This window comes from Pseudosulfitobacter koreensis (assembly GCF_024733015.1).
Taxonomy (GTDB): Bacteria; Pseudomonadota; Alphaproteobacteria; order Rhodobacterales; family Rhodobacteraceae; genus Pseudosulfitobacter; species Pseudosulfitobacter koreensis.
Map to the genome: position 1 here is coordinate 38,581 of NZ_JANKJG010000010.1, position 22,069 is coordinate 60,649.

Consider the following 22,069-nt stretch of genomic DNA (forward strand, 5'->3'; position numbering starts at 1 on the left):
CAGCCCCCAAAGAACGGAACTTCACCGATGCGTATCTATGCCTGCCCCGCATGCAAGGCCACGGCCTATTTCTCGAACCAGAGGTGCGTCTGCGGCGCGGCGCTGGTCTATGACCCCGAAGCCGACAGCTTTGTCCAAAACGGCACGCAATGCGCCAACCGTGGGCAGATCGGGTGCAACTGGGTGGCCGAGCAGGCCGAGACCGACCTCTGCCGGTCCTGTGCCATGACCGAGGTGGTGCCCGACATCGAACTGGGCGACAACCTGTCGCTCTGGGCGCGGTCCGAGGCGTCGAAGCGTTGGGTGCTTGCCACGCTGGGCCGCTGGGGCTGGTTCACCGATGCCGATACCGGGCCCAATCCGCGCTTTCATCTGCTGTCCGAAGATACCGCAGAGGGGCCCGCGCAGATCGTCATGGGCCACCAGAACGGACTGGTCACCATCAACCTGGCCGAAGCCGACCCGATCGAGGAGGTCCGCCGCCGCGAGGCATTGAGCGAGCGGCTGCGCACCATGACAGCGCACTTCCGCCACGAGATTGCGCACTTCCTGTTCGAGCGTCTGGCCGCCAGCCGCCCGGATTTCGTGGACCAGTTCACCGCAGTCTTCGGCGATCCGCAGGAAGACTACGGTGCCGCGCTGAAACGCCACTATGCCAAGGGGGCCTCGACCGACTGGAACAGCCGGTTCATCACCTCTTATGCGTCGGCCCACGCGCATGAGGACTGGGCCGAAACCTCGGCGCATGTGATGCACCTGACAGACATGCTGGACAGCGCGGTCGAGGCGGGGCTGACCCTGCCGACGCTGAACAACCTGAAATACGATGCCTATGCCGAGACCAGCGCCGAGGCGCTGATCGAGACGGCGGGAGCCTATGGGCTGGCGCTGAACCACGTGAACCGGTCGATGGGGCAGGACGACATCTATCCCTTCGTGCACAGCCGAGTTGTGCGCGACAAGCTGGTGCGCGCGCATGGCTGGCTGAGCGGGACGGGCACCTAGCCCCGCGGGGCGATCGCCACCAGGTGATTGTCATAGGCCAGCGATGCCGATTGCAGAGTCTGCGTGGCGGTGTCCGCGCGGATCACGTGGCCCAGTCCGGTTGTGGCCAACAGGCCGTGGTCAGCGGCGGCAACCCCGCAGATATCAGCCTCGGCCAACCGCTGCACCAGCGCGCCGCTGGTCGCATCGAACACTTCCAGCGTGCCGCCACGGGGCGAGGTGATGGCGACCTGCGCGCCATCGCCGGAAAAGGCGATGCTGCCCACATATCCATCCAGCGCCGAGGCATCGCCGAGCATCTGAAGGGGCGCACCTCGCCGGTGCAGCGCCACCAGCGCGGGCGCGCTTGCCACGTCGCCCTGCCACTGCATGCCGACCGCCACCAGCCCGTCGGCACGCACCGCGAGGTGACGGGTAGAGGCGTGGTGATGGGCGGGCGCGACGTTCTCAAGCAACGCGCCTGTCGCGCTCAGATAGGCCAGATTGGGCTGCATCGTCGACAGGTTCAGCTTCAGCCGCCCGCTGTCGGGATGCGTGTCGATGCCGCCATTGGCGACCACAAAACCGCCATCCGGCAGCAGCTTGATGTCATGCGGCCCGACCCCGCCCGAGGCAAATTCGCCGATGCGGGCGTAGCCCTTGGCCGCATCCCAGACGCCGATGCGCCCTTCGCCTGCGTCATAGTCGTTTTCGGTGGTAAACAGATAGTCACCGCTGGCGTCGAAGCTGCCGTGCCCGTAGAAATGCCGCCCCTCGGGGCTGTGCAGCTGTGCCAGCACCGCGCCATCGCGACAATCCAGCACCAGCGCAAACCGCCCCGGCCTGCGGGCAAAGGCGACGGCGATAGGCTGCGTCGGATGGGCGGCGGCGGCATGGCCACGGTCGGGCAGCGGGATGCGGAAACGTTCAACCCCTTCGCGGTCCAGCCCGGTCAGCACATAGCGGCCATCGGGCAGGCGCGCCGCGGACAGATAGGCGGGATTGCCCGCATCGGCCCATGTCGGCACCGGGGCAAGGCCGGTGGCCAGAAGCCCCGCAAGGAATTGGCGGCGGTTGGCCATCTCAGTCCCCGTCCAGTGAATTGAAGCCCGCGATGACACCCAGTTGCGGCCCCAGCTTCATCGCCAGAAGATCTCGGATGCTGTCGATGTTCTGTTGCAGCACTTCCAGTTTCAGGCGGTTCTGCGGTTGGTCGACCAGGCTGAAATCAGGGCCGCCGTCGATCTGCGCGATCTCGTCTGCGCGGGTCAGGGCCATGTCGAACGCCGCGTCGATCTCGGACGCCAGGGCAGGATCTGCCGAGGTCAGCGCCAGCGCCAGTTCTTGCAGGCTGGTGAGTGAGACAACGACATTGTTCAGCGACCGACCGGAACGGCGCATTTCCGCGCGGGTGGCACGCGGGCGGTCATAGGTGCCGAGAGGGCGACCGATGCGGGTGTCTGATGCGAACTCGAGCCCGGTTTGCAGCGCTTTGTACAGCTCCTGCAGTGCCTCGGTGTCCGACTGGTAGGTGGCGTTCGACGCATTCCGCAGCAGATCGGCGTATCGGTCATTCCAGTCCTGCGCGATGGCCGTGGCGGTTGCGTGGGCATCATCTGCAAGGGCATGGATCAGGGCGCAGCGGGCCTTGTCCGCCGCAAAGGCGGGATCGAAAAGCAGATATTCCATCGCATAGACCCCGCGCCCCGCCACTGATGCGTCCGTAACGGCAGGGCTGTCATCGCTCAGAAGCGTGTTCAGCGCCTTCGGCGTGGCCCCGCGTGGATCGGGCCAATAGGCCAGCGCAAAGCCGCGATTGTCCATTTCGGTCGGGCCGAACCGCAGATGCGATACCGCCTGCCATGCGTCCGATGCCTGTGCCCAGGCCGCGACCGGCGCGCAGTCGTCCGATGCGGCCAGTGCGGCGGTGCTGTCGGTCAGGCGGGCGAAGCCGGGCAATATATGCTGGTCCAATGCTGCATCCACGCGCCCATCGGCAAGAGCGGGCATCGGCAGCAGGGCAAGAAGGATGGCAAGGCGCATCACAGGCTCTCCAGATAGGTCAAAAGGGCGTCGCGGTCGGGTTTTGGCATATCGACGACACGGTCGCGCGCGGCTTGCGCCTCGCCGCCATGCCACAGGATCGCCTCGAGCAGCGATCTTGCGCGGCCATCGTGCAGGAACATCGTATGCCCCGACACCTGCTGCGTCAGACCGATCCCCCAGAGCGGCGGCGTGCGCCATTCGGTGCCGTTCGCGACCGCCTCGGGCCGGTTGTCGGCGAGGCCGGGGCCCATGTCGTGCAACAGCATGTCGGTGTGCGGCCAGATCAGCTGAAAGCTTTGCTCGGGCTGGTCGTTCAGACGGTGCGTGACGAAAGACGGCTGGTGGCAACTGGCGCATCCGGTGTCGTGAAACACCTGCTTGCCACGCAGCACTTGCGGGTCGCCCACATCGCGCCGCGCCGGAACGCCCAGGTTGCGCGAATAGAACACCACCAGATCCAGTCCCGCCTGATCAATCTCGAACCCGCGCTCGTCACCGTCGCCATGGGGCGCGTTGCGGCACGCATCCTGAATGGTCGAACATTCGCCAAAAGGGTCGGGGAACAGCGGGTTGGAGATGCCGATGTCACCAGCGAAAGCCCCGGCGCTTTGCTCCATCACCGTGGCCATGCCCGCCTTCAGGCCAAAGCGGCCCAGCATCGGGCGGTCGAATTCGCCGGACCATACGATGTTGGGGCGCCCCGATATGCCGTCGCCGTCGGCGTCGTCGGGGTCGGCCAGCGCCAGAATGTCGGCGGCGGGGATCGCCTCGAGCAGGCCCAGCCCGATCATCTGCGGCGCCACGCGCGGCGACAGCATCGCCTCAGGGTGCAGCGGGCCATAGCCCAGATCGGCGGCGGTATAGGTCGGATCGCGCAGCGTCACCACGGTGCCATCGGCTAGCGTCACCGGGCGTTCCACATAATCGACTTGAAACCGGTATTCGGCGGGCAGGCCGGGCAATGCGAAATCCTGCAACTGCGTGCCATAGGTCGGGTCGGGGGCGGTGCCGAGATAATCCTGAATGTCGGCGATGCCCGCAGCTTCGTCCGGGATCGACACGCGCAGGAACATCGACACCGCGTTTTCCGCGCCTTCTTCGGGCGGGTGGCCGCGCCCGTCCTTGATGTGGCAGCGTTGGCACGACCGCGCATTGTAAAGCGGGCCCAAGCCATCGGAGGCCAGCGTGGACGACGGCGACGACACCCAGATCTTGCGGAAGAGGCCGTTGCCGACCTTGAACTCAAGCTCTTGCTCGAACCCGATGTTGCCCGAGGGTTGCGAGAACGCATCGGCATCGGGCTTGACCCGCACGGTCGCGGCGCCGCCGGACAGCTCTTCGAATTGCTGCGGTTTGGTGAAATCCTGCGGCGGGGCCACCACGGCTGCGATGCGGGCCGCTTCGACGTCCGTGCGCGGGATGACGTCAAGATGCGGATCCTCCGAGACCGCCGCATAGCGGTCGGTCTGCGCCGTGGCGTGGGTCAGCGCGAACGCTCCGAAACTGGCTCCGAGACAGACCGCGACAAAGAGTGAACTTGTTTTCTGCATTAACCTGAGCAATATTGTCAGAAATTAGAGTCGTCCAGTGATTAGTGACGGCCAACACACAGGTGTGACCATGATAGCATCGCGCATTCAGCCTCTCTATGCCTTTGATACCGAACGAATGGAACCCGACCGGGCCACTTTGGCGGCGCTGCGGATTGCCGCATGCGGATGCCGCGCGTCTGCACGGATTGAGGTCGAGCAGGCCTGCGCGATGATCGACGCATCGCCGGACAAGGCGTTGCACACGCTCTTGGGGGCCTTGCCTGCCGCCTTTGGTCGCCCGACGCGGTTTTACCGGCTGGGCGAGAGCGAACTCAGCTTTGACGAGCGGTGGCTGCTGGCCGCAATTGATGCGGCGCGGCGGGCGGACAGCGATAGCCTTTATTTTCTGATCGCGCGCCGCGTTCCGGTTCATCTTCGCCGCTGGGTCGCTTTTTTGCTGCACAGTGTTGCAGCTACACTTGATTGCAATACATCATATCTAAACACATAGAGGAGACCACGATATGGGACAGCCCGTTACAGAGATCAGCACCAGCGCCCGCGAAGCCATCGCCGAGGCGTTGAACCAGGCGGTTGCCGAAACCGCGGTCGCGACGATGCTTGCGCAGAACTTTCACTGGAACGTCAAGGGTATGGCCTTCGGCCCGCTGCACACGCTGTTCCAGACGCTGTACGAGGATCACTTTGTCGCACAGGACGATCTGGCCGAACGCATCCGCGCGCTGGACTGCCACGCCGAAGGGCAACTGGCCGGTATGCTGAAACGCTCGAAGATTTCCGAGCATGACGGTCACCAGTCCGACAAGGAAATGATCAAGATCCTGCTGGACGCACAGGAACAGTTGTCGGCGACGCTGTCGGGGCTGGAGCATGTGTCGGCCGAAAACGGCGATTCGCTGACCGAGGATCTGGCGATCGAGCGTGGCCGCACGCACGAGAAATTCGCCTGGATGCTGCGCGCCCATCTGGCGTAAGGCTGCGGCCCCGCATCGGGCCAAATCCACTGTTTGAAAGCCGCTGGCGATTGTCAGCGGCTTTTTTCGTGCGGGGAACCATTGTTTAGGGCGCGGTCAGGGCACTCATCTGACGTCACGTCAATTTGGGCTTACAGTAGCGAAAAACCGGTGTTCGCGCTAAGGTAGAATAATTGTTTAACTGGAGATTTCCCATGAAATATATCAAATCTGCCTGCCTCGCCCTTGGGGTCGGCATGGCCGTTTTCGCCTTTGCACCCCAGGTGCAGGCTGACAGTTCCAACCAGGTCAAATTCAGAGGCAAGGTATCGCTGAAAGTGGGCCAAGCGGCAATTCTGCATGGCGCGCGTGGTGAGTATGGTCAATTGCCCAGCAAGAGCGACCTTGCTGAATCCAAGAGCAATCTGGATGCGAAGCTAAAAACGGGCCACATCGTGTTCGGCAAGGTCGGCGTTCGGCAAAGCGGCAGTTGCAATGGATGGACGCCGGTCTACGAGACGATCTTTGTCGCGGACCGGCCCGGCAGGGAAACCGTGAAGATCCATGGCGATACCGTGCGCATCACGGTCAAGTAAGGTCAGCGGAAAAGCGCGCCGTCCTTGCCCTGATCAGCGAGGCGGCACGCGGCTTTCACCATGTCACCCTTCGGGCAACAATGGCACGGTCACGCCCTTGTTGCGGCACTTTTTCTCATAGACGGCAGGCCAGGCCTTGAACTTGCCCATCTGTGCCTGCTGCGCCATGACCAGTTGCACGAAGCCGTGCCGCTGGTCTTCTTTCTTCAGCGACTTGAACGCTTTTTTCTGCGGCTTGGTCATCGAACAGGCGATGCAGTGACCTTCGCGTTTGTATTTGCAGACGTCGATACAGGGGCTGGGCAGTTTTGGCATGGCGCTCTGGCTTTGCAAAAAGAGAAAATGGCAGGGCACCGCGATGCGCCCTGCCGGTTGGGCGGTGTTTATTCGAACACGGCGCCCGGATTGTCGAGGCTGTCCGACCCTTCGAAGGCGATGCCATCGACGCCAAGCGCGGCGACCACACGCTCGATCGACCGGGTCTGGTCGATCAGCGCATTGACGCCGCCCATCACCAGGTCTTCGCCCGCAGCGTTGCCTGCTTCCAGCATCTGGTCATAGGCAAATCCGGCCTCGGCTGCGGTCTTGATCTGGCCCAGTTCGCGCATGGTGGTGCCCAGCTTCAGGCGCATTTCTGTGTCCAGCGCCGCGTCGGCCTCGGTCACCAGACCCGACAGCGACGCGCCCGACACGGTCGAGCCGTCAACGCGGGTGTAGCTGCCAAGGTACACGTTCTGCACGCCCAGACCGTCGTAATAGTGGCTGTTGTGGGTGTTGTCGGAAAAACAGTCGTGCTCTTCTTCGGGGTCGTTCAGCATCAGGCCCAGACGCATCCGCTCGCCCGCCTGCTCGCCGTAGGACAGGCTGCCCATGCCCGTCAGCATGGCAGAGATGCCCGCGCCCTCGTCGGCCATCACGTTGGCGCGCGCGGCACCGTCATCGGCCCATTGCGCGGTCATCCATTCCAGGTCGGAGACCAGCAGGTCGGTCGCCGCTTTCAGATAGGCACCGCGCCGTTCGCAGTTGTCGTTGGTGCAGTCGTCGCCTGCCGCGTAATCGGTCCAGGGGCGGTCGCCCGCACCGGGCCCGTTGCCGTTCAAATCCTGCCCCCACAGCAGGAATTCGATGGCGTGATAGCCTGTGGCGACGTTCGCCTCGACGCCGTCCGCCTCTTGCAGGGTGCCTGACAGCAGGGCGGGCGTGATCTCGGTCGCGTCGACCTCGGTGCCCGATAGGGTGAAGGTCGGATTGGCGATCACGTTCAGCGCCGCCGCCGCGTTTTCGTCCGTCGCCCCGCCATAGGCGTTGTCCACATAGTCGATCAGCCCCTCGTCCAGCGGCCAGGCGTTCACCTTGCCCTCCCAGTCGTCGACGATGGGGTTGCCGAACCGGAACGCTTCGCTTTGCTGATAGGGCACGCGGGCGGCCTTCCATGCGGTACGTGCGGCGATCAGGTTGGTCTGCGACGGTTCGGCGATCAGCCTGTCGACGGCCGCTTGCAGCGTTTGCGCGGTGGTCAGGCTGTCGCCATAAGTCGCAGCCGCGATATCGGCGTAGGTGGTCAGCACATCGGCGCGGGTATCGGCAAACGAGGCGGTGGCCGCGAGGCAAAGCGCAGTCGTCGTAAACAGGCGTTTCATCATAGATCCTTTGGGCTCGGGAAAATCGGTGTCCGCATTGGGATGGCCCAGACGGGACCATGCAGGTGATGCCCGAAAGCTGACTAAATCGCTCGGAATTGTCAATCCCGATTAAAACACTTGGTTAGTGCCCGGTGCCCGTTAAAGATCCTTGACCAGCCGCAGCGCATCGTAGATCGCCGCATGGGTGTTGCGCGCGGACACCGCGTCGCCGATGCGGAAAAGCTGAAAGCTGCCCTCGGGATTGCGCAGGATCTCCTGCGTGCGGCCTTCGATCAGCGCATCGTGATCCACCGCACCGCCATTGCGGCTGAGCGGTTTCAGATCGTGGTAAACCTCGTCCAGCGGCAGGGTGCCGTAGTTCACCACGACCTGATCATAGTCGGCCTGATGCGTGTGATCGCTGTAATCGGTGCCGATGGTCGCAGTCAGCACGTTGCCGTTGCGCGCAACGCCCAGCAGCCGGCGCGCGACGGTCATGGTCACGTCCTTGTCCTGCAGGGAGCGCATGTAGGGCACAAGGTTCATGCCCATGATGTCGGGGGCAAAGCTGCGGTCGGGGGTCATCACCTCGACCTGCGACCCGGCGGCGGCGGCGATTTCGGCGGCTTGCAGGGCAGGGTGGTCGCCGCTTTCGTCATAGATCAGGATGCGGGCGGCGGGCTTGACGTCGCCAGCGATAATGTCCCAGGCGCTGACCACGTGGGCGGCTTCGATGCTTGTCTCGAACAGCTGGGTGTTGGGCATGCCGCCGGTGGCCACGATCACCACATCGGGCGATAGGGCGGTGATGTCCGCAGGCTCGGCCCAGGTGTTGAAATGAAACGTCACATCGCGGGCGGCGCATTGCGCCATGCGCCAGTCGATGATCCCGATCATCTCGCGGCGGCGCGGGGTGCGGGCAGTCAGGCGGATTTGCCCGCCGGGGTCGGGTTGCGCCTCGAACACCGTCACGTCGTGGCCGCGCACGGCGGCGACCCGCGCCGCTTCCAGCCCCGCCGGTCCTGCGCCCACGATCACTACTTTGCGGCGTATTTCGGCCACGGGAATGTCATGCGGCATCGTCAGCTCGCGCCCGGTCGCCGCGTTGTGGATGCACAGCGCCTCGCCCGCCTGATAGATCCGGTCGAGGCAATAGGTGGCACCAACGCAGGGGCGGATATCCTCCTCGCGGCCTTCGATGATCTTGCGCACGATATGCGGATCGGCCATGTGCGCGCGGGTCATGCCGACCATGTCCAGCAGCCCTGCCTCGACCGCATGGCGCGCGGTCGCCACATCGGGAATGCGCGCGGCGTGAAAGGTGGGCATGCCGGTGGCGCGGCGCACTTCGCCCGCGAAATCCAGATGCGGCGCACTTTTCATGCCCTGCACCGGGATCACGTCGGTCATGGCAGGGTCGGTGTGGATGCGCCCGCGAATGACGTTCAGAAAATCCAACTGCCCGCTTGCGGCCAGTATCTTCGATATCTCCAGTCCCTCGGCGGCGTCGATGCCGCCTTTCTGCGCCTCGTCCGCCGTGAACCGGAATCCCACGATGAAATCATTGCCCACACGTTTGCGCACGGCGCCCAGCACCTCCATCGGAAACCGCATCCGGTTTTCCAGCGTATCGGCACCGTATGGCCCGGTCAGATCATTGGTCAGCGGCGACCAGAACTGGTCCAGCAGGTGCCCGTAGACCTGCAATTCGATCCCGTCCATGCCGCCCGCCTGCATCCGCTCGGCGGCGTCGGCAAACTGGGTGATGATCCGCTCGATGTCCCAGTCCTCGATCAGCTTGGGAAAGGCATGGTGGGCCGGTTCGCGGTGCCGCGAGGACGAGACCGAAGGCAGCCAGTCGCCCTTGTTCCAGGTGGTGCGGCGGCCCAGATGAGTCAGCTGGATCATCACCGCACAGCCGTGTTCGTGGCACCCGTCGGTCAGCCGCCTGATCCACGGCACCACCTCGTCCTTGTAGGCCAGCACGTTGTTGAACACCGGCGGGCTGTCGCGCGACACCGAAGCCGACCCTGCCGTCATCGCCAGCGCCACGCCGGCCTTGGCACGCTCGGCGTGATAGGCGGCATAGCGGTCCGTGGGCATGCCGTTTTCGGGATAGGCCGGTTCGTGGCTGGTGGTCATGATCCGGTTTTTCAGTGTCAGATGTTTCAACTGAAAGGGCTGCAAAAGCGGATCTTTGGACATGACGTGTTCCTTGCTGGGGGTGTGGTATGTGCATCCTAGCGGCTGAGATGCCGCAGGGACGCGTCGCACTGCGACGTTGACCTGTCAGGGCGCGACAGGGCAAGGCCCCCCCGCGATATCATGGCGCGTACTGGACAAGGCGAGGGGCCGCGACTATCCCCGCCGGGGCGTCGTCTTTTGACAGACGCCAGACAGAAAGGGCCGCGCCATGCTCGACAAGCGTCAGTTCTACATCGACGGCGGGTGGGTCGCCCCGTTGGCGGGCACCGACCGGCTGGTGATCGATCCCGCAACCGAAGACCCTTTTGCTACCATCGCACTGGGCGGCGAGGCGGATACCAATTTCGCCGTGGCCGCCGCCCGCGCGGCGTTTCCCCATTGGCGCACCTCGACCAAGGCGCAGCGGCTGGACCTGATCCGCGCGATCCGCGATGTGTATATGCGCCGCTCGGACGAGATGGGCGCGGTCATCAGCCGCGAGGTCGGCGCGCCGCTGGAGATGTCGATTGCCCAGCAGGCGCGCACCAGCAGTTCGCATTTTACCGGTTTTATCGACGCGCTGGAGGCGTTCGACTTCGACCGTCCGCTGCGTGCGGACACGCCGCATGACCGCATATTGTACGAACCGATTGGCGTCGCTGCGCTGATCACGCCGTGGAACTGGCCGATGAAGCAGATCGTGCTCAAGGTCATTCCGGCGCTGGCATCGGGCTGTACCGCCGTGCTGAAACCGTCGGAACAATCGCCGCTCTCCGCGATGCTTTTCGCCGAGATATTGCACGAGGCGGGCGTGCCTGCGGGTGTGTTCAACATGATCAACGGCGATGGGCGGGGCGTGGGCGCGCAACTGTCGGCGCATCCGGACGTGGACATGATCAGCTTTACCGGATCGACCGACGCGGGCCGCGCGATCACGCGGGCCGGGGCGGAAACGGTGAAACGCGTCTGTCTGGAACTGGGTGGCAAGGGGGCGAACATGATCTTTGCCGATGCGGACGCGGATGCGGTGCAAAACGGGGTGATGCGCTGTTTCAACAACTCGGGCCAGTCGTGCAACGCGCCCAGCCGGATGCTGGTCGAGCGTGCGCGCTATGATCAGGCAGTGGCACAGGCGCAAGAGGTCGCGGCCGCGTTCACCGTGGGCGGCACATCTGAAACCGCGCCGCACATCGGGCCGGTGGTCAATGCTGCACAATTCGACAAGATCCAGACGCTGATCGCCGCAGGCATCGACGAGGGCGCGCGGCTGGTGGCAGGCGGACTTGGCCGTCCCGAGGGGCTGGAGCGCGGGTATTTCGTGCGGCCCACGGTGTTTGCCGATTGCACGCCCGACATGGCGATCATGCGCACGGAAATCTTTGGTCCCGTGCTGTCGATGATGCCCTTCGACACCGAGGACGAGGCCGTAGCCATCGCCAATGACACCGATTACGGGCTGACCAACTATGTCCAGACCGCCGACCCCGACCGCGCCATGCGCATCGCCCGCGAGGTCCGCTCGGGCATGGTCGAGATCAACGAACAGCGCCGCAGCACCGGTGCGCCGTTCGGTGGGATGAAGCAATCGGGCAATGGCCGCGAGGGCGGCATCTGGGGGCTGGAAGAGTTCCTGGAAGTGCGCGCGATCAGCGGCTGGCCTGCCTAGGGCTATAAATCTGCCTGCATGCTGTGGCCGGGTGCGAAGAGCAGGCGCACGCGCGTCACGGCAACCGGCCCGTTCCATGTGTTGCGCGTCAGGGCGAAGAGCGCGGCCCCAGCGTCGCAGCCCAGATCCCGCGCCTCTGCCACAGTCGCGCTCTGCGCCGACAGGGCGATGTCGCCGCGGGTATAAGGGGTGTGCTCCAACAGCCATTCGTTGGCGCTGGTGGTCTCGAACGGCTGGTCCAGCACACCGGGCGCGCCCTGTGGATTTATCCAGCGGTCTTCCAGCGCATAGGGCGCGCCGTCGGCGAAATGCAGCGCGCGGATGTGCAGCAATGTGGCATCAGCGGTGTTCAGCGCCGCACGTACGGGGGCAGGTGGGCGCGTCATGCTGCGTTCCAGCAGCGCATAGCCATAGCGCGCGCCTTTCTCCTCGACCTCTTGCCGTATCACCGCGATGGACAGCGTCGCCCGCGCCACGGGTTGCAGGGCCACGCGCGTGCCTGCCTTGCGCTTGCGGTCCAGCAATCCCGCCTCGGCCACGGCGCGCAGGGCGCGGTTGACCGTGGCGCGCGCGCAGCCGAATTCGGATGCCAGATCGGCCTCGTTCGGGATCAGGTCCCCCGGTGCCCATTCGCGCGCGTGGATGCGCCGCAGCACTTCCTGTTGCACCGCCTGCCAGTTGCGAAAAGCTGTCGTCACGTCGCGGTCCCCTCTGGGTGTTCGGTCCGGGTGCCGGGCTTCGTAGCCCGTGCTTGACAGAATATTATGTGCAGACATAATAATTGTAAAGATGTACATAAACCAAGGTGAGTCGTACCAATGCTTTTGACCAATGCCCGTATCGCCACCATGGCCACGCCGGACGGCTATGGCCTGATCGACGACGGCGCGATTGTCGTGCAAGGCGACCGGATCGTTTGGGTCGGAGCGATGGCAGACCTGCCTGCCGCACATGCCGCGCAGGACGCGACCGATCTGGGTGGGCGGTTGGTGACCCCTGCGCTGATCGACTGCCACACCCATCTGGTGTTTGGCGGAAATCGCGCGGGCGAGTTTGAACAGCGGCTGGAAGGCGCGACCTATGAGCAGATCGCGCGCAGCGGCGGTGGGATTGTCTCGACGGTGCGGGCCACGCGTGATGCCACGCCTGATGCCTTGCTGCGCGATGCGCTGACGCGTGTCGATGCGATGATCGCTGAAGGGGTCGCGACGATTGAAATCAAGTCCGGCTATGGTCTCGATCGCGAGACAGAGCTGAAGATGTTGCGCGTGGCGCGCCGGATCGCGGACATGCGCCCGGTGACCGTGCGCACCAGCTATCTTGGCGCACATGCCGTGCCGCCCGAGTTTGCGGGCGATGCGGACGGCTATCTTGACCAGGTCTGCATCCCGACCCTGCACGCCGCCCATGCCGAGGGGCTGGTCGATGCGGTGGACGGGTTCTGCGAAGGCATCGCCTTTGACACCACGCAGATCGCGCTGGTGTTCGATGCGGCCCGTGCGCTGGGCCTGCCGGTCAAGCTGCATGCCGAGCAACTGTCGAACATCGGCGGCACGCAGTTGGCCGCGCGTTACGCTGCGCTCAGCGCTGATCACGTGGAATACGCCAACGATGCCGACGCGCAGGCGTTGGGGCAGGCGGGCAGCGTCGCGGTTTTGCTGCCCGGTGCGTTCTACACCCTGCGCGAGACGCAGATGCCGCCCGTCGCGGCCTTCCGCGCAGCGGGCGTGCCGATGGCCATCGCCACCGATTGCAACCCCGGTTCGTCGCCGCTGGCCTCGCCCCTGCTGGCGCTGAACATGGCCTGCACTCTGTTCCGATTGACCCCCGCAGAGGCGCTTGCCGGGCTGACCCGCAACGCGGCGCTGGCACTGGGCTTGGCGGATCAGGGCCGCATCGCCCCTGACATGCGTGCCGATCTTGCGGTCTGGGACGTGACCGAGCCTGCCGAGCTTGCCTATCGCATCGGCTTTAACCCCCTGCACACCCGCATTTTCGGAGGAACCCCGTGATCGTTACCCTGACACCCGGCACGACATCCCTGTCGACCCTGCACCACATCTGGGCGCATGGTCCTGCGGCGGAATTGACGCCCGATGCCCGTCCGCGCGTCGAGGCGGCGGCGGCGCTGGTCGCCAAGGCGGCAGCGGGCGAGGCGGCGGTGTACGGCGTGAACACCGGCTTTGGCAAGCTTGCCTCGGTCAAGATCGCCGCGAAGGACACCGCGCGGTTGCAGCGCAACCTGATCCTGTCGCATTGCTGTGGCGTGGGCACGCCGCTGGACGAGGCCACGACGCGGCTGATGATGGTGCTGAAACTGCTGTCGCTGGGGCGCGGGGCGTCGGGCGTGGTGTGGTCCACCGTCGCGCTGATCGAAGGCATGCTGGCGCAGGGCGTGATGCCGGTGATCCCCGACCAAGGCTCGGTCGGGGCGTCGGGCGATCTGGCGCCGCTGGCACATATGGCCGCCGTGATGATCGGCGAGGGCGAGGCGATCCATCAGGGCATCCGCATGGCAGGTGGCGACGCGCTGCGTGCCGCAGGCTTGCAGCCGATCACGCTGGGGCCGAAAGAAGGGTTGGCGCTGATCAACGGCACGCAGTTTTCCACCGCCTGCGCGCTGGTGGGGTTGTGGGGCGCCTGGGCCAATGCGGCGGCCAGCGTCGTCACCTGCGCGCTCAGCACCGATGCGATCATGGGCAGCACGGCACCGCTGGAAGATGCGATTCACACTCTGCGCGGTCACGCGGGCCAGATCGCCGTCGCCCGTGCGCAGCGCGCCCTCATGGAAGGCTCGCAGATCCGCGAAAGCCACCGCGATGGCGACACCCGTGTGCAGGACCCGTATTGCATTCGCTGCCAGCCGCAAGTGACAGGGGCCGCGATGGACCTGCTGCACGCCGCCGCGCGCACGCTTGAGATCGAGGCGAACGCGGTGACGGACAACCCGCTGGTGCTGGTCGATGATACACACCCAGAGGGCGGGATGATCGTCTCGGGCGGGAATTTTCATGCCGAACCCGTGGGCTTTGCCGCCGACCAGATCGCCGTGGCGATATCCGAGATGGGCGCGATCGCGCAGCGCCGCGTGGCGTTGATGGTCGATCCGAACCTCAGTTTCGATCTGCCGCCGTTCCTGACCCCCGATCCGGGCCTGAACTCGGGCCTGATGATCGCCGAAGTCACCACCGCCGCCCTGATGAGCGAGAACAAGCATCTGGCCAATCCCTGCACCACCGACAGCACGCCGACCTCTGCCAATCAGGAGGATCACGTCAGCATGGCCGCCCATGCCGCGCGCAGGCTGGCGCGGATGAACACCAACCTGAACGTGATCCTGGGCGTCGAGGCGATCTGCGGCGCGCAGGGCATCGGCTTTCGCGCGCCGCTGCAGACCAGTGCGACGTTGCAATCGGTCATCGCCACCCTGCGCCGGTCGGTGCCGGAGGTGGTCGAGGACCGCTACATGGCCCCCAGCTTGGAGGCCGCGGCGGCATTGATCCGGGACGGTCAGTTGATCGAGACTGCCGACCTTCCCGGCTTTGTGCGCGGCGAACTTGCGTGACTTCCATCCATATACAGCAGTCGAAAGGCACATCATGACCAATCCGCGCCACAACCTTCGCGACGTCTATCCCGACACCGGCACCACGATCACCGCCAAAAGCTGGCTGACCGAGGCACCGATGCGGATGCTGATGAACAACCTGCACCCCGACGTGGCCGAGAACCCGCATGAGCTGGTGGTGTACGGCGGCATCGGTCGTGCCGCCCGCACCTGGGAGGATTTCGACGCCATCGTCGCCGCGCTGAAAGAGCTGGAAGACAACCAGACGCTGCTGGTGCAATCGGGCAAACCGGTGGGCGTGTTCCAGACCCACAAGGATGCGCCGCGGGTGCTGATCGCCAATTCGAACCTGGTGCCGCATTGGGCCAATTGGGACCATTTCAACGAGTTGGATAAAAAGGGCCTGGCGATGTACGGCCAGATGACCGCCGGGTCCTGGATCTATATCGGGACCCAAGGCATCGTGCAGGGCACCTACGAGACCTTCATGGAGGCGGGACGCCAGCACTATGATGGCGATCTGAAAGGGCGCTGGATTTTGACCGGGGGCCTTGGTGGTATGGGCGGCGCGCAGCCGCTTGCGGCGGTGATGGCGGGGGCGTGCTGTCTGGCGGTGGAATGCGACGAGACCCGCGTCGATTTTCGCCTGCGCACGCGCTATGTCGACGAAAAGGCGCACACGCTGGACCGCGCGCTTGAGATGATCGAGACCTGGACCAAGGCGGGTGAGGCGAAAAGCGTGGGGCTGATTGGCAACGCCGCCGATATCTTTGCCGAACTGGTCGCGCGCGGCGTGCGCCCCGACATGGTAACCGACCAGACATCGGCCCATGACCCCGTGCATGGCTATCTGCCGCAGGGCTGGAGCGTGGCCGAATGGCGTGCCAAGCAGGAAACCGACCCCAAGGGCGTCGAGAAAGCCGCCCGCGCGTCGATGAAAAATCACGTCGCCGCCATGGTCGATTTCTGGAACGCGGGCGTGCCGACGCTGGATTACGGCAACAACATCCGGCAGGTCGCACAGGAAGAGGGGCTGGAGAATGCCTTTGCCTTTCCCGGATTTGTGCCTGCCTATATCCGCCCGCTGTTCTGTCGTGGCATCGGCCCGTTCCGTTGGGCGGCGCTGTCGGGCGATCCCGAGGACATCTACAGGACCGACGCCAAGGTGAAGGAGCTGATCGACGATCCGCATCTGCACAACTGGCTGGACATGGCACGCGCGCGGATCTCGTTTCAGGGGCTGCCTGCGCGCATCTGCTGGGTGGGCCTGGGCCTGCGCGACAAGCTGGGGCTGGCGTTCAATGAAATGGTCCGCACCGGAGAGTTGTCGGCACCTGTCGTCATTGGCCGCGACCACCTCGATTCAGGCTCCGTCGCGTCCCCCAACCGCGAGACCGAGGCGATGAAGGACGGGTCGGACGCGGTCAGCGACTGGCCGCTGCTCAATGCGATGCTGAACGTGGCCAGCGGGGCCACATGGGTGTCGCTGCACCACGGCGGCGGGGTCGGCATGGGCTTTTCCCAGCACTCGGGCATGGTGATCTGCTGCGACGGGTCAGAGGACGCCGACCGCCGCATTGCCAACGTGCTGTGGAACGATCCTGCGACGGGTGTGATGCGCCATGCGGATGCAGGCTATGACATCGCGCTGGACTGCGCGCGCGAGAACGGGCTGAACCTGCCCGGTATCCTCAAGAGCTGATGGAAGAGTGGCGGGGGACAGCCCCCGCCTTGAAAGCGCTCAGAAATCGCGGCGCAAGGCCACCGTTTCCAGCTGATCCAGCACCTTGAAGAAGGTCTCAAGCTCGGCGCGCGGCATCCCGTCGGTCAGCGCCTGCTGGCGGCGCATCATGATCGGCAGTACCTTTTCCTTCAGCGCGCGCCCCGCTTCGGTCGCGCTGAGCAACTGGCGCCGCTGATCGCTTTCATCCTGCACCGAGGCGATATAGCCCTTTTCCACCAGCGCCTTGATCGACCGGCTGATCTGCGCCTTGTCCAGACGGCTTTCCTGCACGATCATGCTCATCGTGGCGGTGGACATGCTGCGCAGGATGAACAGGACGCGCCATTCGGTCAGGGTGATGTCGCTGTGCGCCGACAGTACCTGCGCGGCCTGTGCGTTCAGCGCATTTTGCAGCTTGGACAAACGATAGGTCAGATACTGACGCAAATCGAATTGGGATATGATCTGTTCGTCGTCTTTCATTGGCGCGCAAATTCCGGCGGTTCGCTCAGGCGGCACCCGCGTGGCGCACAACCTGAGGGGGTAAAATGGGGTTGCATCATTAAGATGCCGATTGGTTTGACTTGTCAACTTCCGGTGGTGCGGGAGGTTCCCATGTTTCTGAATCCCGCAATGCGTCGCGCGTCCGGTTCCATTGATTTCGCACGTGCAATCAAGATTAACTGTTGAAACGCCGGATGGCTGTGGCATGTATGGCGCATGGAGCATTCCGATCTGGAAGATATGATATCCCGCTGTGCCTTGCGCGACCGTGCAGCGTTCGAAGCTCTGTTCGATGCCACCTCTGCGAAACTTCTGGCCGTGTGCCTGCGTGTCTTGTCCAACAAAGCCTCAGCAGAGGATGCAATGCAGGACGCTTATATCAAAATCTGGACGCATGCCGGACGGTATCAGACCACGGGCCACAGCCCGATGACCTGGCTGATCACGATCGCGCGGAACACCGCGATCGACCGTTTGCGCAAACGCAAGTTCACGTCGGACGTCGATGATCCGGCGCTTGCGCTTGCGTCGCCCGATCCCGGACCCGAAGCGCTGGTCGTGGCCGCATCCTCGGCACGCCGCCTGTCGGGCTGCATGGACGAACTGCCCCCCGACCGCGCCGCCGCCGTGCGCGGTGCCTATCTGGACGGACGCAGCTATGCCGAACTGGCCACTGAATTCAAACAGCCGCTGAACACGATGCGCACCTGGCTGCGCCGTGGTCTGATCGCGCTGCGCGAGTGTATGTCCGATGGCTGATAGAGACACCCTTGGAGAAGAAGACCGCGCACTGGCCGCCGAATATGCCCTGAGCCTGCTGTCGCAAGACGAGGCCGAGAGCGCCGCGCGCCGGATGCGGACCGATGCGGATTTTGCAGCCGAGGTCGTGGCCTGGCAGCGCGATCTGTCGGCGCTGACCGACGATCTGGCCCCGGTGCAACCCTCTGCCGCCGCGCGCCGTGCCCTGATGGACCGCGTGTTCGGGGCGGAGCAGCGCGCAGGCGCACGGCGCTGGTGGCGCCCCTTGTGGATTGGACTGGGGGCTGCGACTGTCGCTGTGATCGCCTTGATCGTGGTGGTGCCGGATCGTCTGCAACCACCCGGTCCCGTCTATACTGCCCAACTGACGCCTGAACAGCGCAGCTTTGTGCTGACCGCGACGCTGGCACCCGACACCGGCTTGCTGAACCTTGTGCGCAGCAGCACTGCGGCCCCGCCCGCAGGCCGCGTCACCGAGCTTTGGGCGATTGCACCCGATGCGGCCCCTGTGTCGCTGGGCGTGCTGCCGCTGGACGGCGAATGGCAGCTGACCCTGCCAGAGGAGTTGCGCGCCATCGCGGGCAGCTTGACGCTGGCGCTCTCCGACGAACCGGTCGGCGGCTCGCCCACCGGCGCGCCCACGGGTGCGGTTCTGGCGGCCGCTGCGGTGGAACAGGCGCTGTAGTATCCCGCCCGCACAGGGCCATCGAAAATATTTCGGAAAAAATGAACGCCGCGTGAAACTTCACGCGGCGTTTTTGCGTGGCTCAGGTCAAGCAGGGGGGACACGCCGCTGCACCAACTTTGGAAGGATTGAAGATATGACACCGATCAAGACACTGACAGCCCTCGCACTTGGCACCGTACTGGCCACATCCGCCTTTGCCGCAAACCCCGACGTCGGCGGCGCGCCGATGTTCGAAGACAAGAACATTATCGAAAATGCCGTGAACTCTGCCGATCACACCACGCTCGTCGCCGCCGTCAAGGCCGCAGGCCTGGTCGATGCCCTGCAGGGTGCGGGCCCCTTCACCGTCTTTGCGCCCACCAACGCAGGTTTCGCCAAGCTGCCCGAGGGCACGGTCGACACGCTGCTGATGCCGGAAAACAAGGACATGCTGACCAAGGTTCTGACGGCCCACGTGGTCGCGGGCGATCTGTCGGCAGACAACATCGTGCGGATGGCCAAGCGCTCCAGCGATGGCTTTTACCACATGGAGACCCTGTCGGGCGATGCGATCTCGGCTCAGGTCAAGGGCAGCAATGTCTATATCTATGACGAAAACGGGAATGTCGGAAGAGTAACGATTGCGGACGTCGACCAGTCGAATGGCGTGATTCACGTCGTCGATGCGGTTTTGGTTCCGAAGTAAGTACGCGTAATTTCCGACGGGTTGGCCGTGCGTCCCTCGAGGCAAGCGGCCAACCCACTTTTGACAGGGTCCCATTCAATACCTACATGTGTAGGGAAAGGATCATATCATGCTACGCAGAAATTTTATCGCTTCCGCCGCCGCAATCGCCATGACCCGTCCGGGCTTTGCCGCGACCACCGATGACAGCTTCGAAGTCACCCGCACCGAGGCCGAATGGCGCGCGATGCTGACCGACACCGAATTCGCCGTGATGCGCGAGGAAGAGACCGAGCGCGCCTTTACCAGCCCGCTCAACGACGAGACACGCCCCGGCGTGTTCCATTGCAAGGGCTGCGATCAGGCGCTCTACGATGCCAGCACCAAGTTCAAGAGCGGCACGGGCTGGCCCAGCTTCTACGACAACCTGCCCGGTGCAATCGGCACGAAAGAGGACCGCAAGCTGCTGTTCTACGTGCGCACCGAATGCCATTGCAGCCGCTGTGGCAGCCACTTGGGTCACATCTTTGACGACGGCCCCGAGCCCACCGGCAAACGTCATTGCCTGAACGGCGTCAGCCTGACGTTCACGCCCGAAATGGCGTGACCGGGTATCGCCTCTGGTCACTGCGTCTGGGACGCGCCCTTCTGGGCGCGTTTTTTGCAGCCGGGGCGGTGCAGAAACTCGTGAACCCTGTGCCCGCGATGGACCTGCTGCGCGGCGCGGGCCTGCCTGCGCTGCTGGTCTGGCCCGCGATGGCGTTCTGCACTGCCGGTGCCTTCGCGCTCTGGTTCGGCAGGCGTGTCAGCCTGATGGCACTGGTGCTGGCCGCCTACTGCGTGGTGACATCGGCCTTTCATTTCATTCCAGACGATCCCTGGCAGATCAGCATCTTCGTCAAGAACTGGGCGATTGCGGGGGGCCTTCTGGTCCTTGCCAGCCACCCCGACGCGGATTGAACTTACAGCCTTGGCGGGAACTTGATGCGACGCTAAGACTGCACCATGCGCGCGCCTCTCATCCTCCTGTTGATCTCATGTCTGGGCGTAGCCGCCGCCTTGATCGTGCCCGGCTGGTCCGATCTGCTGCTTCTGGCTGTGCCGATGGCGGTGGCCGCAGCCATCCTGCTGTTGCGCGCCCTGCGGCACAAAGCGCCGGAAGCCGCGTCCGATGCCCAGCCCGCCGGTCCGCCCGTCATCCTCGACGGCTCCAACGTCATGTACTGGAAAACCCAGGCCCCCGACCTCGCCCCGGTGCGCGACGTCATCGCGACACTGCGCGCGCATGGCCTGACGCCCGCTGTCATCTTCGACGCAAATGCGGGCCACCTGCTGCAGGGGCGCTACTGGCACCACGCGGACTTTGCCAAGGCTCTGAACCTGCCCGAAAGTCACGTGTTGGTCGTGGACAAGGGCACCCCCGCCGATCCGCTGATCCTGCAGGCCGCCCGCGATCAGGGCGCGCGCATCGTCACCAACGACCGCTACCGCGACTGGCTCAAGACCTATCCGGAGGCGCGCAAACCCGGCCACCTGATCCGCGGTGGCTATGCCAAGGGTCCGCTCTGGCTCGACCTGCCAAAGCCGCAGGCCTGATCCTTCATCTTGCCAGATAAACTCCGGGGGAGGCGCGAAAGCGCCGGGAGCAGCGCCCCCCGTACCGGCCTAACCCGCGAACGGATCGTCGGGATATTGCACCCCCGCCAGATACAACCCCTGCGGTGGGCATACCGGCCCGCAGGCCGCGCGGTCTCGGGCCTCAAGCGCGCGGCGCACGTCATCCGGTGCCCAGCCGCCGCTGCCCACACGCTCCAGAGTGCCGACAAAACTGCGCACCTGATTGTGCAGGAACGACCGGGCTCGCACGTCGAAATGCACCTCCGGCCCCCAATCCGTCTCGATCCCTGTGATATCCAGCGCGTCCAGCGTCTTGACCGGGCTTTCTGCCTGACAGATCGACGACCGGAAGGTGGTGAAATCTTGCAGACCCAGCAGATGTGCCGCGCCCTCGCGCATCGCATCCAAGTCCAGTTCGCGGTTCACCCGCCACACCAATCCTTCAAGGTGCGTGGCAGGCGCGCGCCGCATCAGCAGACGAAACTTGTAGTGCCTCTCAAGCGCCGAAAACCGCGCGTGCCAGTCGTCGGCCACCTCGGCGCAATCGACGATCGCAACCGGCAAGGGCTTGAGGTGATAATTGATCGCCTCGGACAGGCGGAACGGGTCCCAGTCGCGCGCCATGTCGCAATGTGCCACCTGTGCCAGCGCATGTACGCCCGCATCGGTGCGCCCGGCAGCGGCGATGGTGTGGCCGCGCGGCTCAAGCCTGGCCAGCGCCGCTTCGATGGCACCCTGAACCGACGGATGGTCGGGCTGCCGCTGCCATCCGACGAATGGCGCGCCATGATATTCGACTTTCAGAGCATAACGGGGCATGGCGCATGCCCTAGCGCCACGCGGGCCCACTGGCAAGCCTGCGCTGGACTGCCTATGTTGTCTGCAACAGGCCGAGTTTGACAGAAGAGTGGCAGCCGCAAAGGCTGCCGAAGAGTAAAGAAG

The 22,069-nt window shown here is 64.6% G+C and carries 23 protein-coding genes; 14 read left to right on the plus strand and 9 right to left on the minus strand.

What is annotated here, in order from left to right; genetic code table 11:
• Nucleotides 1–27 precede the first annotated feature (27 nt).
• A complete protein-coding gene (locus NTA49_RS13255; protein ID WP_258295275.1) occupies nt 28–1,005 on the plus strand; it encodes a zinc-binding metallopeptidase family protein in 978 nt (325 codons plus the stop codon).
• Here NTA49_RS13255 and NTA49_RS13260 read toward each other — a convergent pair.
• Genes NTA49_RS13260 through NTA49_RS13270 form a run of 3 tightly spaced genes read right to left on the minus strand, consistent with a single transcriptional unit; the run spans nt 1,002 to nt 4,580 of the window.
• A complete protein-coding gene (locus tag NTA49_RS13260; protein WP_258295276.1) occupies nt 1,002–2,066 on the minus strand; it encodes a DUF1513 domain-containing protein in 1,065 nt (354 codons plus the stop codon). The genes NTA49_RS13255 and NTA49_RS13260 overlap by 4 nt on opposite strands.
• A gap of 1 nt (nt 2,067) precedes the next feature.
• A complete protein-coding gene (locus NTA49_RS13265; RefSeq protein ID WP_258295277.1) occupies nt 2,068–3,027 on the minus strand; it encodes an imelysin family protein in 960 nt (319 codons plus the stop codon).
• Nucleotides 3,027–4,580 carry a di-heme oxidoreductase family protein gene (locus NTA49_RS13270; RefSeq protein WP_258295278.1) on the minus strand — a complete coding sequence of 518 codons (1,554 nt, stop codon included), beginning with the start codon at nt 4,578–4,580 and terminating at the stop codon, nt 3,027–3,029. The genes NTA49_RS13265 and NTA49_RS13270 overlap by 1 nt, the downstream gene beginning before the upstream one ends.
• A gap of 139 nt (nt 4,581–4,719) precedes the next feature.
• Between NTA49_RS13270 and NTA49_RS13275 the strand changes: the two genes are divergently transcribed.
• The 3 genes from NTA49_RS13275 (at nt 4,720) to NTA49_RS13285 (ending at nt 6,132) form a co-directional block, all read left to right on the plus strand.
• Nucleotides 4,720–5,073 carry a hypothetical protein gene (locus NTA49_RS13275; RefSeq protein WP_258295279.1) on the plus strand — a complete coding sequence of 118 codons (354 nt, stop codon included), beginning with the start codon at nt 4,720–4,722 and terminating at the stop codon, nt 5,071–5,073.
• Nucleotides 5,074–5,086: 13 nt separating this feature from the next.
• The gene (locus NTA49_RS13280; RefSeq protein ID WP_258295280.1) at nt 5,087–5,557 is read left to right on the plus strand and encodes a Dps family protein; all 471 of its coding nucleotides are present in this window, start codon (nt 5,087–5,089) and stop codon (nt 5,555–5,557) included.
• Nucleotides 5,558–5,751: 194 nt separating this feature from the next.
• Nucleotides 5,752–6,132: a hypothetical protein gene (locus NTA49_RS13285; protein WP_258295281.1), complete on the plus strand. Its 381-nt coding sequence runs from the start codon at nt 5,752–5,754 to the stop codon at nt 6,130–6,132.
• 63 nt (nt 6,133–6,195) lie between these two features.
• Here the strand turns inward: NTA49_RS13285 and NTA49_RS13290 are convergent, their stop codons facing one another.
• The 3 genes from NTA49_RS13290 to NTA49_RS13300 form a co-directional block, all read right to left on the minus strand.
• Nucleotides 6,196–6,447 carry a DUF1289 domain-containing protein gene (locus tag NTA49_RS13290; protein ID WP_258295282.1) on the minus strand — a complete coding sequence of 84 codons (252 nt, stop codon included), beginning with the start codon at nt 6,445–6,447 and terminating at the stop codon, nt 6,196–6,198.
• 68 nt (nt 6,448–6,515) lie between these two features.
• Complete coding sequence (locus NTA49_RS13295) at nt 6,516–7,772, minus strand: imelysin family protein (protein WP_258295283.1); 1,257 nt, start codon at nt 7,770–7,772, stop codon at nt 6,516–6,518.
• Nucleotides 7,773–7,913: 141 nt separating this feature from the next.
• The gene (locus NTA49_RS13300) at nt 7,914–9,959 is read right to left on the minus strand and encodes an NADH:flavin oxidoreductase (RefSeq protein WP_258295284.1); all 2,046 of its coding nucleotides are present in this window, start codon (nt 9,957–9,959) and stop codon (nt 7,914–7,916) included.
• A 208-nt stretch (nt 9,960–10,167) separates the two neighbouring features.
• Here NTA49_RS13300 and NTA49_RS13305 point away from each other — a divergent pair, with 208 nt between their 5' ends.
• Nucleotides 10,168–11,604 (plus strand): aldehyde dehydrogenase family protein, encoded by a 1,437-nt coding sequence (locus NTA49_RS13305; RefSeq protein WP_258295285.1) that lies wholly within the window; start codon nt 10,168–10,170, stop codon nt 11,602–11,604.
• Between the two features lie 2 nt (nt 11,605–11,606).
• On the opposite strand, the gene NTA49_RS13310 is transcribed toward NTA49_RS13305, so the two are convergent.
• On the minus strand, nt 11,607–12,302 hold the full coding sequence (locus NTA49_RS13310) for a GntR family transcriptional regulator (RefSeq protein ID WP_258295286.1): 696 nt from the start codon (nt 12,300–12,302) through the stop codon (nt 11,607–11,609).
• A 120-nt stretch (nt 12,303–12,422) separates the two neighbouring features.
• Between NTA49_RS13310 and hutI the strand changes: the two genes are divergently transcribed.
• From hutI to hutU, 3 genes are read left to right on the plus strand one after another with little or no spacing between them, the layout of a single operon-like run.
• A complete protein-coding gene (gene hutI, locus NTA49_RS13315) occupies nt 12,423–13,616 on the plus strand; it encodes an imidazolonepropionase (RefSeq protein ID WP_258295287.1) in 1,194 nt (397 codons plus the stop codon).
• Nucleotides 13,613–15,169 (plus strand): histidine ammonia-lyase, encoded by a 1,557-nt coding sequence (hutH, locus tag NTA49_RS13320; protein WP_258295288.1) that lies wholly within the window; start codon nt 13,613–13,615, stop codon nt 15,167–15,169. Before hutI ends, hutH begins: the two co-directional genes overlap by 4 nt.
• Nucleotides 15,170–15,203: 34 nt before the next feature.
• Nucleotides 15,204–16,874, plus strand: coding sequence for a urocanate hydratase (gene hutU, locus NTA49_RS13325; protein ID WP_258295289.1), 1,671 nt, complete (start codon nt 15,204–15,206; stop codon nt 16,872–16,874).
• Nucleotides 16,875–16,913: 39 nt separating this feature from the next.
• Here the strand turns inward: hutU and NTA49_RS13330 are convergent, their stop codons facing one another.
• Entirely contained in the window at nt 16,914–17,378 is a 465-nt protein-coding gene (locus NTA49_RS13330) for a MarR family winged helix-turn-helix transcriptional regulator (protein ID WP_258295290.1), read from the minus strand.
• A gap of 237 nt (nt 17,379–17,615) precedes the next feature.
• Here NTA49_RS13330 and NTA49_RS13335 point away from each other — a divergent pair, with 237 nt between their 5' ends.
• The 6 genes from NTA49_RS13335 to NTA49_RS13360 all read left to right on the plus strand — a co-directional run bounded on the left by NTA49_RS13335 (nt 17,616) and on the right by NTA49_RS13360 (nt 21,106).
• Nucleotides 17,616–18,158: a sigma-70 family RNA polymerase sigma factor gene (locus NTA49_RS13335; protein ID WP_258295291.1), complete on the plus strand. Its 543-nt coding sequence runs from the start codon at nt 17,616–17,618 to the stop codon at nt 18,156–18,158.
• A complete protein-coding gene (locus NTA49_RS13340; RefSeq protein ID WP_258295292.1) occupies nt 18,151–18,843 on the plus strand; it encodes an anti-sigma factor in 693 nt (230 codons plus the stop codon). Before NTA49_RS13335 ends, NTA49_RS13340 begins: the two co-directional genes overlap by 8 nt.
• 136 nt (nt 18,844–18,979) lie before the next feature.
• Complete coding sequence (locus tag NTA49_RS13345) at nt 18,980–19,531, plus strand: fasciclin domain-containing protein (protein ID WP_258295293.1); 552 nt, start codon at nt 18,980–18,982, stop codon at nt 19,529–19,531.
• Between the two features lie 109 nt (nt 19,532–19,640).
• On the plus strand, nt 19,641–20,117 hold the full coding sequence (msrB, locus tag NTA49_RS13350) for a peptide-methionine (R)-S-oxide reductase MsrB (protein ID WP_258295294.1): 477 nt from the start codon (nt 19,641–19,643) through the stop codon (nt 20,115–20,117).
• Nucleotides 20,114–20,470: a DoxX family protein gene (locus NTA49_RS13355; protein ID WP_258295295.1), complete on the plus strand. Its 357-nt coding sequence runs from the start codon at nt 20,114–20,116 to the stop codon at nt 20,468–20,470. Before msrB ends, NTA49_RS13355 begins: the two co-directional genes overlap by 4 nt.
• Nucleotides 20,471–20,515: 45 nt before the next feature.
• Nucleotides 20,516–21,106 (plus strand): NYN domain-containing protein, encoded by a 591-nt coding sequence (locus NTA49_RS13360; RefSeq protein WP_258295296.1) that lies wholly within the window; start codon nt 20,516–20,518, stop codon nt 21,104–21,106.
• A gap of 69 nt (nt 21,107–21,175) precedes the next feature.
• On the opposite strand, the gene truA is transcribed toward NTA49_RS13360, so the two are convergent.
• Nucleotides 21,176–21,946 (minus strand): tRNA pseudouridine(38-40) synthase TruA, encoded by a 771-nt coding sequence (gene truA / locus NTA49_RS13365; protein WP_258295297.1) that lies wholly within the window; start codon nt 21,944–21,946, stop codon nt 21,176–21,178.
• Between the last annotated feature and the right edge of the window lie 123 nt (nt 21,947–22,069).

Bases quoted from the DNA above. Each gene is read 5' to 3' on its own strand.
- NTA49_RS13270 (WP_258295278.1), bottom strand. From the start codon at position 4,580: ATGCAGAAAACAAGTTCACTCTTTGTCGCGGTCTGTCTCGGAGCCAGT.
- NTA49_RS13260 (WP_258295276.1), bottom strand. From the start codon at position 2,066: ATGGCCAACCGCCGCCAATTCCTTGCGGGGCTTCTGGCCACCGGCCTT.
- msrB (WP_258295294.1), top strand. From the start codon at position 19,641: ATGCTACGCAGAAATTTTATCGCTTCCGCCGCCGCAATCGCCATGACC.
- NTA49_RS13300 (WP_258295284.1), bottom strand. From the start codon at position 9,959: ATGTCCAAAGATCCGCTTTTGCAGCCCTTTCAGTTGAAACATCTGACA.
- NTA49_RS13295 (WP_258295283.1), bottom strand. From the start codon at position 7,772: ATGAAACGCCTGTTTACGACGACTGCGCTTTGCCTCGCGGCCACCGCC.
- hutU (WP_258295289.1), top strand. From the start codon at position 15,204: ATGACCAATCCGCGCCACAACCTTCGCGACGTCTATCCCGACACCGGC.
- NTA49_RS13340 (WP_258295292.1), top strand. From the start codon at position 18,151: ATGGCTGATAGAGACACCCTTGGAGAAGAAGACCGCGCACTGGCCGCC.
- NTA49_RS13345 (WP_258295293.1), top strand. From the start codon at position 18,980: ATGACACCGATCAAGACACTGACAGCCCTCGCACTTGGCACCGTACTG.
- NTA49_RS13255 (WP_258295275.1), top strand. From the start codon at position 28: ATGCGTATCTATGCCTGCCCCGCATGCAAGGCCACGGCCTATTTCTCG.
- NTA49_RS13305 (WP_258295285.1), top strand. From the start codon at position 10,168: ATGCTCGACAAGCGTCAGTTCTACATCGACGGCGGGTGGGTCGCCCCG.
- NTA49_RS13360 (WP_258295296.1), top strand. From the start codon at position 20,516: ATGCGCGCGCCTCTCATCCTCCTGTTGATCTCATGTCTGGGCGTAGCC.
- NTA49_RS13290 (WP_258295282.1), bottom strand. From the start codon at position 6,447: ATGCCAAAACTGCCCAGCCCCTGTATCGACGTCTGCAAATACAAACGC.
- NTA49_RS13280 (WP_258295280.1), top strand. From the start codon at position 5,087: ATGGGACAGCCCGTTACAGAGATCAGCACCAGCGCCCGCGAAGCCATC.
- truA (WP_258295297.1), bottom strand. From the start codon at position 21,946: ATGCCCCGTTATGCTCTGAAAGTCGAATATCATGGCGCGCCATTCGTC.
- hutI (WP_258295287.1), top strand. From the start codon at position 12,423: ATGCTTTTGACCAATGCCCGTATCGCCACCATGGCCACGCCGGACGGC.
- NTA49_RS13285 (WP_258295281.1), top strand. From the start codon at position 5,752: ATGAAATATATCAAATCTGCCTGCCTCGCCCTTGGGGTCGGCATGGCC.
- NTA49_RS13335 (WP_258295291.1), top strand. From the start codon at position 17,616: ATGGAGCATTCCGATCTGGAAGATATGATATCCCGCTGTGCCTTGCGC.
- NTA49_RS13265 (WP_258295277.1), bottom strand. From the start codon at position 3,027: ATGCGCCTTGCCATCCTTCTTGCCCTGCTGCCGATGCCCGCTCTTGCC.
- NTA49_RS13330 (WP_258295290.1), bottom strand. From the start codon at position 17,378: ATGAAAGACGACGAACAGATCATATCCCAATTCGATTTGCGTCAGTAT.